Source organism: Tenacibaculum litoreum, assembly GCF_964513915.1.
Taxonomy (GTDB): domain Bacteria; phylum Bacteroidota; class Bacteroidia; order Flavobacteriales; family Flavobacteriaceae; genus Polaribacter; species Polaribacter litoreum.
The window spans coordinates 293,716-306,476 of the sequence record NZ_CAZEQS010000003.1; the positions used below are offsets into that span (position 1 = coordinate 293,716).

The 12,761-nt window shown below is 31.4% G+C and carries 8 protein-coding genes; 3 read left to right on the top strand and 5 right to left on the bottom strand.

The window, feature by feature from the left end; all coding sequences use genetic code 11:
• Positions 1-50 precede the first annotated feature (50 nt).
• The 4 genes from ACKTTR_RS07385 to ACKTTR_RS07400 all read right to left on the bottom strand — a co-directional run bounded on the left by ACKTTR_RS07385 (position 51) and on the right by ACKTTR_RS07400 (position 5,564).
• Positions 51-1,823 (bottom strand): AMP-dependent synthetase/ligase, encoded by a 1,773-nt coding sequence (locus tag ACKTTR_RS07385; protein WP_408027233.1) that lies wholly within the window; start codon positions 1,821-1,823, stop codon positions 51-53.
• Between the two features lie 72 nt (positions 1,824-1,895).
• The gene (locus ACKTTR_RS07390; RefSeq protein WP_408027234.1) at positions 1,896-3,668 is read right to left on the bottom strand and encodes an AMP-dependent synthetase/ligase; all 1,773 of its coding nucleotides are present in this window, start codon (positions 3,666-3,668) and stop codon (positions 1,896-1,898) included.
• A 71-nt stretch (positions 3,669-3,739) separates the two neighbouring features.
• Positions 3,740-4,441, bottom strand: coding sequence for a LytR/AlgR family response regulator transcription factor (locus tag ACKTTR_RS07395; RefSeq protein WP_408027235.1), 702 nt, complete (start codon positions 4,439-4,441; stop codon positions 3,740-3,742).
• Positions 4,434-5,564 carry a sensor histidine kinase gene (locus ACKTTR_RS07400; RefSeq protein ID WP_408027236.1) on the bottom strand — a complete coding sequence of 377 codons (1,131 nt, stop codon included), beginning with the start codon at positions 5,562-5,564 and terminating at the stop codon, positions 4,434-4,436. The genes ACKTTR_RS07395 and ACKTTR_RS07400 overlap by 8 nt, the downstream gene beginning before the upstream one ends.
• 205 nt (positions 5,565-5,769) lie before the next feature.
• Here ACKTTR_RS07400 and ACKTTR_RS07405 point away from each other — a divergent pair, with 205 nt between their 5' ends.
• From ACKTTR_RS07405 to ACKTTR_RS07415, 3 genes are all read left to right on the top strand, one after another.
• The gene (locus tag ACKTTR_RS07405; RefSeq protein WP_408027237.1) at positions 5,770-6,651 is read left to right on the top strand and encodes an ABC transporter ATP-binding protein; all 882 of its coding nucleotides are present in this window, start codon (positions 5,770-5,772) and stop codon (positions 6,649-6,651) included.
• Between the two features lie 3 nt (positions 6,652-6,654).
• Complete coding sequence (locus tag ACKTTR_RS07410) at positions 6,655-10,212, top strand: ABC transporter permease/M1 family aminopeptidase (protein ID WP_408027238.1); 3,558 nt, start codon at positions 6,655-6,657, stop codon at positions 10,210-10,212.
• An 85-nt stretch (positions 10,213-10,297) separates the two neighbouring features.
• Positions 10,298-11,422 carry an alpha/beta hydrolase-fold protein gene (locus tag ACKTTR_RS07415; protein WP_408027239.1) on the top strand — a complete coding sequence of 375 codons (1,125 nt, stop codon included), beginning with the start codon at positions 10,298-10,300 and terminating at the stop codon, positions 11,420-11,422.
• 55 nt (positions 11,423-11,477) lie between these two features.
• Here ACKTTR_RS07415 and thrC read toward each other — a convergent pair whose 3' ends face one another.
• Positions 11,478-12,758, bottom strand: a complete 1,281-nt coding sequence (thrC, locus tag ACKTTR_RS07420; RefSeq protein WP_408027240.1) for a threonine synthase — start codon at positions 12,756-12,758, stop codon at positions 11,478-11,480.
• Between the last annotated feature and the right edge of the window lie 3 nt (positions 12,759-12,761).

The following is a 12,761-nucleotide window of genomic DNA, read 5'->3' on the forward strand; positions in this document are numbered from 1 at the left end:
TATCCTGTGATTAAAAAGAAAAAGTGTTGCTTTCACAACACTTTAAACGATTAGTTTCTATAAATTTTATCGTATAAGTCTTTATACATTTCTTTGATAATGTTTCGTTTCATTTTCATGGTAGGGGTAAGCTGTCCTCCATCAATAGACCATTCTTCTTCGGTTAATTCAAACTTTTTAATAGTTTCCCATTTACCAAACTTAGTATTGGCATAATCTACTTCTTCTTGAATACGTTCTATTACTTTAGGGTTGCTTACCAAGTCTTTATTATCTCCTACGGTAACGTTATGTCTTTGTGCCCATTCACGTACAAACTCAAAGTTTGGTTGAATAAATGCAGCAGCCATTTTTTCGCCTTCACCAATAACCATCACTTGTTCAATAAAGCGAGATTGTTTTAATTGACCTTCTAATAATGGTGGAATAATATATTTACCACCTGAGGTTTTAAACATTTCTTTGGTACGTCCGGTTATTTTTAGGAATCCATCTTCACTTAACTCTCCTTTATCACCTGTATGGAAATATCCATTTTGTAATGCCTCAGCAGTTTTTTCAGGATCTTTGTAATATCCTTGCATTACGTTTGGTCCTTTTACTAAAATCTCTCCATTATCGGCTATTTTAACCTCTACACCATCAATCAATCTACCTACAGTTCCTAATCTAAAACCTCCATCACGCATATCGTTTACAGCAATTACAGGAGAAGTTTCAGTAAGACCATAACCTTCCATTACAGGCATTCCAGCAGCTGTAAATACTCTAGTTAAACGTGGTTGTAATGCAGCAGAACCAGAAACCATTATTTTTAATTCTCCACCTAAGGCAGCTTGCCATTTAGAGAAAATAAGTTTTTTAGCAATGCTTAGTTTCTTTTCATACCACCATCCGTTAGCTCCATAAGGTTCATATTGTAAACCTAATTCTATAGCCCAAAAGAATAATTTCTTTTTAATACCTGTTAAGTCAGCTCCCTTGGCATAAATCTTATCGTAAATTTTTTCATATAACCTTGGAACAGCAGTCATTACATGCGGCTTTATTTCTTGAGCATTTTCACTCAATTTGTCAATAGCCTCAGCAAAATAAATAGAAATACCACAGTATTGATATAAATACAAAATCATACGTTCAAAAATATGGCAAACAGGTAAGAAGCTTAAAGCTCTACCTTGACCATATTCTAACGGAACACGTTTTTCACTGCTCAGTACATTTGAAACTACATTTTTATGACTTAGCATTACTCCTTTTGGACGTCCTGTTGTTCCAGAAGTGTAAATTAAGGTAGCTAAATCATCAGTTTTAATAGCATTTTTACGCTCTTCAACTTCATTCTGATTGCTTTCATCCTTTCCTAAATCTAAAACTTCCTGCCAGCTTTTTTCTCCTTGGATATCATCAAAAGTAAAAACTTCTTTAAGTTCTGTATTAGCTTTTATTTGATTAAGCTTTTCTAAAATTGTATCATCAGAAACAAAGCAATAAGTAGCTTCAGAGTGGTTTAAAATATATTCGTAGTCTTCTTTAGAAATAGTTGGATAGATAGGAACGTTTTGAGCACCTGTTTGTAATATTCCAATATCACAAACATTCCATTCAGTTCTATTATTAGTTGAAATTACAGCGATTTTATCATTAGGTTGTACACCTAATCGTAACAAACCTCTACTTATAGCATTGGCTTGTTTAATATATTCACTTGTTGAAATAGATTGCCATTTTCCATCTTTTTTAGTGGTAAATGCTTTATCTAATTTATAATTTTCTTGTTGATAATAAGGAAAGTCAAAAAGACGCGTAATTTCAATCGACATATGTTCAAATTTTTGGGCTTTGCAAAGTATGAAAAATACCCCGATTGCACAAGTTGTAGTTTACTGGTTGATTTATTGAGGATTATATATTTTTTGATGCAAACTATTGTATTTTTCTAAGATTATTTTTCGTCTCATTTTCAATGTCGGAGTTAAATGACCAGAATTGGTCGTCCATTCATCGGGAGTTATTTCAAAACGTTTTATTTGTTCCCATTTCCCAAATTTTTCATTGCAAATATCAATTTCTTTTTGAATTCGTTTGAGTAGTTTCTCATCTGTAGTAATATCCGCAATTGTATGGTTGTGTCTTTTTGACCATTCTTGAACAAATTCGAAAGCAACTTGAATTAATGCAGCTGGCATTTTTTCGCCTTCACCAATCACCATAACTTGCTCTATAAAACGTGATTTTTTTAACTCACTTTCTAAGATAGCGGGAGCTATATATTTACCTCCAGAGGTTTTAAAAATTTCTTTTTTTCTATCAGTAATTTTTAAAAATCCTTCATTGTCTAGTTCTCCAATGTCTCCTGTATGGAAATAGCCATTTATAATTGATTCGTTAGTTTTTTCTGAATCTTTATAGTAGCCCATCATTACATTAGGACCTTTCACTACGATTTCTCCATCCTTAGCTATTTTTACTGTTACGTTTTCAATTACCTTTCCAACAGTCCCTATTTTAAAGCCGTTGTTTCTCATATCGGTAACAGAAATTGCAGGAGAGGTTTCGGTAAGCCCATAGCCTTCAAAAACAGGGATTCCTGCCGCAGTGAATATTCTTACAAGTCTGGCTTGAGTAGGTGCACTCCCCGCTAACATGAACTCTAAATTTCCTCCTAAGGCTTCTTTCCATTTAGAAAAAATAAGTTTGCGTGCTATAGAGAGTTTGAATTCATACCACCAACCGTTTGCATTATAAGGTTGGTAATCTTCCCCTAATTGTAATGCCCAAAAGAACAGTCGTTTTTTTAAACCTGATAGATTACTTCCTTTATCTACAATTTTATCAAAAACCTTTTCGAGTAATCGTGGTACAACCGCCATAAAATGAGGCTGAATTTCCCGTAAATTATCTCCAACTTTATCAATACTTTCAGCAAAATGAATTTCGAAACCCATATATTGACAATAATAAGATGCAGCACGCTCAAAGATGTGACATATTGGTAAGTAGCTGATTACTCTTTTTTGATTTCCTTGTAAATCGAGCCTTTTTCCAACAGCAAAAACATTGCTAACTATGTTATTATGAGAGAGCATTACTCCTTTGGGTGTACCTGTGGTACCTGAAGTATATATAATGGTGGCTAAGTCAGATGGTTTTACAATCCCTTTTAATTCTTCAACTTTTGGTTCAAGTGTTTCATCATTACCAATATTTAGAAAGGAACTCCAACTGTAATCTGTTTCTAATTCTTCAAAAGTAAACACTTTTTTAAGTTGTGTTTGTCCTTGAATTTTGATTACTTTTTGATAGAGTTCATCATCAGAAACAAAGCAGTACATACTATCTGAATGGTGTAAGATATACGCGTAGTCTTTTTCAGAAAATGTAGGGTATAAAGGAACATTGACAGCGCCTATTTGCATAACACCAATATCTAACAAATGCCATTTGGGTTGATTTACAGAAGTAATCACAGCTATTTTATCTCCTGGTTTTACTCCAAGGTTTAGTAATGCCTTACTTATGGTATTAGCGTCTTCAATGTATTTTTGTGTAGAAATACTTTTCCATTCATTATTCTCTTTAGAAACAAGGCAATCTTGTTGCGGATAGTTTTCTAGCTGATGATATGGAAAATCAAAAAGGCGTGTAATTGTTGAAGATATATGCATACAAATGGTTTTGTTGATGCATAAATCTATAAAAAATAAAAGACAATTATTAAAAAAATACGCAGCCTTGATTAATTATACAGTTTGCTAACCAAACTCTTATAAGTTTGCCCTATTGGAACTTTTTGTTCTTGAATTATAATACGATTACCTTCTATAAATTTAATTTTATCAATAGCAACGATAAATGATTTGTGTACTCTTAAAAATTGGTTGGGGTTTAACAGAGATTCATAATGAGAAATCTTTTCATGACTCACAATCATTTCATCTATTAAAAATAGCTTTGTGTAGTTTCCGTAAGCTTCTATAAATAATAAATCACTTAAATCAATTTGATGGTATTTTTTATCTCCCTTGATAAAAAATCGGGTATTGGCTTGACTTGCCTTTATACTTTCTATGTGGGGTGTTTGGGTAGACACAGTATCTGATACTTTATTAACAGCTTTTACCAAACGATCAAAACTAAAAGGTTTTAAAAGATAGTCCACAACATTGAGTTCAAATCCTTCAAGAGCATATTCTTTGTAGGCAGTAGTGATAATGGTTTTAGGTGGGGTTGATAGCGTTTTTAAAAAATCTAAACCTTTTAATTTGGGCATGTTTATATCTAGAAACATGAAATCAACGGTATGTTCATTTAAAAACTGGATAGCCTCCATAGCATTGTAGCAGCTTTTTTCTAATTGAATATGAGGTAGCATACTACAAAATTCTGTTATAATTTCATGAGCTAAAGGTTCATCATCAATAATTATATATTTAAGCATGCTTTGGTATTTTTAACTGTGTTTTATAGATGTTTTTTTGAGAACTAATATTTAGCTCATGTTGTTGATTGTATAACAAAGATAATCTTCGTTTTAGGTTTTGTAATCCAATTCCTTTAGAATTATTGAGTTCATTGGCATCAAAATTGTTTTCTATGTCAAAGTAAATAAAATTATTGTCTTCATATAAATTGATATGAATAAAAGCATTTTCAGCTAGTGTTTCTATACCATGTTTAAAGGCATTTTCAAGTAAGATAATATATAATAGAGGAGGAACATTATAGGTAGTATCAATATTATGATTGAAGGTTATTTCTACTGACTTTTTGTAACGAATTTTATGAAGTTCGATGTAATTATTTAGGTATTCTATTTCTTCCGAAATTTTTACTTTTTCTTTTTCTCCATCATAAATGGTATAACGCATCATGTCAGATAGTTTTAAAATAACTTCTGGAGCTTGGGGTGAATTTTTGACTGTCAGTGCGTATAAGTTATTGAGAGTGTTGAAGAAAAAATGAGGGTTTATTTGAGTTTTTAGCAATGCTAATTCTGTTTTAGATTTTTCCTTTTTTAACTCTTGTACCCATTTCCATTGTTCAAAAATCCAAAGAACAAAGAAAATAGGAATGGGTAAAAAGAATATATAAAAAGGAGTTTCTTCTTTTACTTTTAAATAGGCTTCCAAATCACCAGAAAACAACCTGAGGTATAAAAAGTAGATAAGTAAAGGGGTATACAAAAAGACAATAAACTTCCAATACTTTTTTATGAAATTAGGAACTAAAAAATAAGCCAAACCAAACCAAAAAATCATTAAAGAAATGAAGGTGATTGGATTGTCTGGAAGCTTCATGTAAGAATCATAAAGTACTGTAAAAAAAAGTAGTACAAAAAGAGAAGTAATACCAATTACAGCTTTCTTTTTTCTTTTTAAGTATTGATAATTATGTATGGGCAAAGCAATGACTAGTGCCCAAAAAGCAGTAATTACAATAACCTCAACAGGTTGGTCTCTTGGAATATTAAGAAAATTAAGATAATCCAATAGAATGAATACTGGAATTATAATTAGAAGTCCAATAAAAAAGGCTTTGTATTTCTTTAAAAGTTCAATCATACTTCAAAATTACTCATGTAAAACTGTTCTCACAATTATATTGATAAACACTATTGTTTTTGAAATGAACAAAGAGATTTTTTAGATGAATTTTGGTTAGTAATTAAATATACATTGTGTGAGTTAAAAACAAGAGAATACGTCATTTTTAATTTATTTAAAAGGAAAGGGAGTAGAGATTTGTTGTAAATAAAACAAATCTTACATGAATACATTAACTATAACAAACCTTACCAAAACATATCCTAACGGAGTTAAGGCATTAAACGGAATCAACTTAAAAATTTCAAACGGAATGTTTGGCTTGTTAGGTGCTAATGGAGCAGGTAAGTCTTCTTTAATGCGTACCATAGCTTCTTTACAAGAACCCTCTTCAGGAAAAATTGTATTTAATGATTATGACGTTATTAACAAACCTGAAGAAATACGAAAATACTTAGGGTATTTACCTCAAGAGTTTGGTGTATATCCTAAAGTATCTGCCGAGAAATTATTAGACCATTTAGCAATTTTAAAAGGGATTACTAATAATACTGAACGCAAAAACCAAGTAGCTTCATTATTACAACAGGTAAACCTATATCAGCACAGAAAGAAAGCGATACATACTTTTTCAGGTGGTATGCGACAACGTTTTGGTATAGCACAAGCTTTATTGGCAAACCCTAAATTAATTATTGTAGATGAACCTACTGCTGGTTTAGATCCAGAAGAAAGTAATCGTTTTTTAAATCTTTTAAGTGAAATAGGAGAGAATGTGATTGTCATCTTATCTACTCACATAGTAGAAGACGTTCGAAACTTGTGTACGAAAATGGCAATATTATCGGAAGGTCAAATCATTTCACAAGGAAATCCAAAAGAATTAGTAGCGAGTATTCAAAACAATATTTGGACAAAAATCATAGCTAAAAATGAAATTGAGCACTATAAAAAACTGTACGATGTTATTTCAACCAAATTAGTCGCAGGTGAGACGCAAATAAGAGTTTTTTCTAAAACTATTTTATCAAATGGCTTTGAAAGAATTATTCCAAATTTAGAAGATTACTACTTCACAACATTGTTTCACCATAAAAAAGCCTAAGCTATGTTTAAGAAATTATTACAATTTGAAATTTATTATCAATTAAAACAACGTGCATTTCCTTTATTTGCATTACTGTTTTTAGGACTAGGATGTTTTATAGGAAGCCAAGGACATGCTCCTACAGGAGTTAATTTCAATGCTGTTTATCAAGTTTACTTTCATACAGGACTTTTTACCTTAGGGAGCGTTTTTATCATCATGTTTTTTACGGTAACAGCTACCATAAGAGACAAACAGCATCATATGGAAGGCTTAATTTATAGTTCTTCAATAACAAAGCAGAATTATTTCTGGAGTCGTTTTTTAGGGACTTTTATCTTTAGTGTCTTGGCTTTTTCTCCTTTTATAATAGGATATATACTTGGAAACTACTTTTCTAGTTTAGATGAGGAAAGATTGGGGGCTTTTAGTTTACTTAATTATATACAGCCTTGGTTCTATATAGTACTGCCTAATATTTTTATATGTACTTCTTTAATATTCTCTGTGAGCATATTTACCAAAAATAGCATTGCAACCTACGCAAGTGCTGTATGTATTTATATGTTATATTTTGTGAGTTCTATTTTCTTAAACTCACCTTTGTTAGCACAATCTATTCCAGCGTCACCAGAGATGATGTCAGTAGCAGCAATAGCAGATTCTTTTGGAGTAGCCGCTTTTTTTGAGCAAACTCAATATTGGACAGCCTATCAAAAAAACACGCAGTTACTTTCTTTTTCGGGGTTGTTTTTATTGAATAGAGCTCTATGGATAGCTTTTTCTTTAGGAATATTGTTCCTCACTTACAAGAGTTTCTCTTTTAGGAAAATGATGAAGAAAGTAAAGAAAGAAAAAACACTAAAAAATGAGACAAAACAATTAATTTCTTATAAACCAATAAAAGGTGTATACAATTTTAAAGCACAAATAAAGTCGCTTTTGTCTTTGATACGACTAGAATTAAATAGTGTGTTTAGAAGCTTACCTTTTTTAGTAATTGTAGCTATGTGGTTGCTAATTGTTTTTTCTGAACTGTATGCAAACGTTGTAGAAGGACGCGAATATGGGGTTAGTATATATCCTTTAACAAATCAGTTGATAGAACTTATAACAAGTCCGTTAACTCTTTTTGGACTCTTATTACTAATTTTTTATGGTTCAGAGATTGTATGGAGAGAACACAGTATGAATTTTAATTTAATCATAGATGCTACTCCAGTAAAAAACTGGGTGTTTTTTGTAGCTAAGCTTATTAGTTTATTATTACTGCCCATGCTATTAATAGTCCTAGGTGTGTTCATTTGTATTACTTTTCAGGTAAGTTTAGGTTTTACAAGTATAGACTTTGTAATGTATGCTTCTGTATTTTATTATTATGGGATGCAATTAATTGTATATGCTATGTTGTCCATATTTGTAAATGGCATCGTTAAAAGTAAGTATGTAGGAATGGGAGTTTTTGGTTTGTTGGTTATTGTTACGATGAAAGCAAATCTTATAGGTTTAGAACACCCTTTAACAAGTATAGGTTTTATGCCAAGAGTGAATTTTGGAGACATGACTATGCATAACAGTAATACTACACAGTTTAATCACTTATCCATATACTGGCTAAGTTTGGGGACGCTTTTAGGTTTAATAGCCTTTAAACTATGGAACAGAGGAATAATAAAAGACTTTTCGTATAAAATAAAACAATTGAAAGAAAAGAATAATCGAATAGGTAGCGTACTGTTTTTAAGCTTTCTTTTAGTAGCTGTAGGAGCGGGAAGTTTGGTATTCTACAACACTAATATTGTTTCAGACTATCAAACCGATAACGATTACTTAAATTTTAGTGAAAATTATGAACGGACGTATAAACAGTATGAGACATTAGAAAAGTTATATCCAGTTTCTCAAAAAACGACAGTAGCCATTTTTCCAAAGGAAAGAAAGTATACTATCAAAGCAAATTATGTTTTAAAGAACAAAAGTGATAAAGCATTATCTAAATTATTAATAACAGAGAGAATCCCAGTAAAACAGCTCAATATAGAAAACACTCGTTTGATGGTAAAAGATACGGTGAATGGAGCCTATGTGTTTGAGTTTAAGAAGAAGTTACAACCTAATGATTCAGTACAATACACATTTACTATAGAGAAAGAAGTGAAAGGATACGAGGAAGATAAAAGTATTGTTCACAACGGAACCTACATTACATCTAGAAATTTTGAACCTATCATAGGATATGCTGCTGGATTTGAAATTGCTGACAGAACTGAACGTAAAAAGAGAGGTTTACCAGAAAGAAAAGACGAAGATAATTCAGACGCCCACATAGCCCTAGAAGATATTAAAATTGAAAAGGTACAATTTGAAACGGTTGTATCTACTAGTAACGATCAAACGGCTATAAGCTCAGGAGAATTGATACGAACTTGGTCAGAGAATAATAGAAACTATTATCACTACAAATCAAAAGGTGAAATATTTCCTATAGTAGCTTACTTTTCTGCAAAATATGAAACTCAAAAAACAACACACAAAGGAATAGCAGTAGAACAATATTACAATCCTAGTCATAATTTTAATATCAATACAATAGAAAATAGTACGAAAGAAGCCCTAGCATATTGCCAAGAAAACTTTGGTTCATACAATTTTAATCACGTTCGTATAGCAGAAGTACCTTCGCATTGGGGATTTGGTGGATTTGCACATCCAGGAGTTATTAGTATGACTGAAGATCGTTTGTATTTGTCAGATATACGAGATGAAAACAAATTTAATTTGGTAGCTAAAAGAACGATTCATGAAGTGGCTCATCAATGGTGGGGACATACGTTAACAGCCAAACCAGTAGCAGGTGGTTCTTTATTAGTAGAAGGACTAGCTAAATATACAGAAGGAGTAGTATTAGAAAAGATGTACGGAAAGCGCGCTTTGTATGAGTTAGCTGAAGATGCACGTCGAAGGTACTTTTTAGGAAGAGCATTTGGCGGAAATATGGAACCTCCAATTTATAAAGTACAAGAAGAAGGTTATATTTCTTATGGTAAAGCTTATACAATGTTGATGGCATTGAGAGATTTAATAGGAGAGAAGCAAGTAAATAAGGTATTGAAAAATATGACAGAAAAGCATCGATTAGATAGCACCCCTAAAGCACATACAATAGAATTACTTGAAGAAATATATAAGATTACTCCCGAAGAATATCACCAATTGGTAAATGATTGGTTTAAAAGGGTAATAACTTATGATATAGCTGTAGAAAAAAGTTTGTGTAAGAAGTTATCTGATGGAACTTATGAAGTTAAAGCAACCATAAAAGCGAAACGATTTGAAACATTATCAGATGGAGATATTAAAGAAATAGGGATTAATGAGCCTATTAAAATAGGAATCTTTACAACCCATCCTTCACTAGTAAAAGACAACAATACTGTGTTATTTTATGAGTCTAAACAATTGACTAAAGAACTTACTGAAGTCCTATGTATAGTAAATGAAAAACCTAATTATATTGCTATAGATCCTTACGGAACTAGAAATGATGAAAATTTAGTAGATAATGTGGTAGAGCTTTAATTTTAGTTAAAGTATTTATAAAAAAAACTCAAATGTTAATTATTTGGCAATCATATTTTTACATTTGAGTTTAAACTTTTACCAAATGACTAAACATATTACGCTATTACTCACTTTATTTTGTACCCTTTATTCATTTTCTCAAACACAAGATAGCAAAGTTACCATAGGAACTAATTATACTATTAAATCAACTATTTTAAATCAAGATAGAGAGATTCAGGTTTATTTACCCGATAGTTATACTAATTCAAAAGAGGAATATCCTGTTTTGTATATTTTAGACGGTCAGTGGTTTTTTATCAATGGTGTAGCTATTCAGAAATCATTGAGAACACCTGGAGCAATTCCAGAAATGATTATTGTAGGAATAAAAAATGAAAATCCTTTAAGAAGAACATTATTTAATGGAGAGAGACAAAAGTTTACCTCTTTTTTAAAAGACGAAGTAATCAAATTTATAGATGATAAATTTAGAACTACGAACGAACGTGTTATTTATGGTTGGGAGGCTGCTGCATATTATATAAGTAAACTCATTTTAGAAGAAAAAGACTTATTTCAAGGAGCAATTATAACGGATGGAGGCTATGCTTCTGAAAAGCTAGTTGAAAGTTTTGAATCAGATAGTGATGTATATTTATACATAGCAAATTCTAAAAGAGATATATATTATATTGAATCTACGGAAGAGTTTAATAAAATATTAAAAAAACACAATCCTGAAAATTTACTTTGGAAGTATGAGTTATTTAATGATGAGGTACATGAAACAATGCCACATTTGGCTATGTACAAGGGAATCATGTATTATTATCATAACTACGATTCATTGGTGTTTGAAAGTATTGAAGCTTATGAAAAAGCAGGAGGGGTTCCTTATCTAAAATCTTATTTTAAGGAAAGAGCTAAACGTTTTGGAGGTGATGGTAGAATAGATAACAGCACAAAAAATGCATTGATATGGTTGGCGTGGAAACGTGATAACTTTAAATACTTTAGTTTTTTTATGGAAGAATTTAAAGATGTTTTAGAAACTAAAAGATATCAAAGTGCGTATTGGCAAAATAGGCTGGGGCAGTTTTATTTAAAGTACAAGGATTATAAAAATGCCAGTAAGTTTTTTGAAAAGGGAATAAAAGACTATCCAAGCTCTCAATTTGACGAAGTTATGAAAGAAGGCTTACAAGAAGCAAAGAGTAAATTGTAAATAAAGAACTATATAGAAATTTAAAATGCCTCATATTTGAGGCATTTTTTTTGTTTTAAGCATTTAAAAAATCTTTCAATTTTTGATAGGAACTAATTTGTATAGCTTTCTTTTGTTTGTCTATTACAGATGCTATTTGTGGGGGAATTTCAACAGTTACATTTAAAACCTCTTCAACAACATCTAAAAATTTTACGGGATGTGCAGTTTCTAAGAAAATTCCAAACTCGTTTTGTAATTCGTATTTTTTCAAACCTAAATAGCCAACAGCTCCATGCGGATCAGCAATATAATTAGAGTTCTCATAGATGTTTTTCATAGCGTCACGAGTTTCATCATCAGAAAAAGAAAAAGAAGAAAATGCAGCTTTTAAAAGCCCTAAATCGTTATTAAATAATTCTTGAATTCTGATAAAGTTACTCGGGTTTCCAACATCCATCGCATTCGATATGGTTGCTTTAGATGGTTTAGGGTGGTATTCACCACTTGTTAAATAATTAGGAACAGTATCATTTGCATTGGTCGAAGCCACAAAATGTTTGATAGGTAAATCTAGTTTTTGCGCCATAATTCCCGCGCAAATATTTCCAAAATTCCCACTAGGTACTGAAAAAACTACTTCTTTATGTTGTTTATACACTTGTTTATAGGCAAAGAAAAAGTAAAACATTTGTGGTAACCAACGTGCAATATTTATGGAGTTTGCTGAGGTTAAGGTACGATTGATATCTGCATCTAAAAAAGCAGTTTTTACCATGTCTTGGCAATCGTCAAAAACACCATCGACTTCTAAAGCAGTGATGTTTTGTCCTAAGGTTGTTAATTGCTTTTCTTGAATATCACTTACTTTTCCGCTAGGATAGAGTATCACCACATCTACACCCTTAACTCCTAAAAATCCATTAGCAACAGCTCCTCCAGTATCACCTGAAGTAGCAACCAATACAGTTACTTGTTGATCTTTATCGCGATTAAAATATCCTAAGCAACGTGCCATAAAACGAGCACCTACATCTTTAAATGCCATGGTAGGTCCATGAAATAATTCTAGTGTACCGATGTTTTCTTCAATAGATACCACAGGAAACTCAAAATTGATGGTTTCTTTAATGATTTTTTGTAAAACTTCCTTCGGAATTTCATCACCCACAAATTGTTTGATGGCTTCATACGCAATTTCTTCATTAGAATATTCACCAATATTATCAATAAATTCTTTTGATAGTGGCGTAACGTTTTCAGGAAAATACAATCCTCTATCTGGAGCTAATCCGTTTACTACAGCTTCTTCAAAGCTAACGTTAGGTGATTTATGATTGAGACTATAATAGTTCATAAT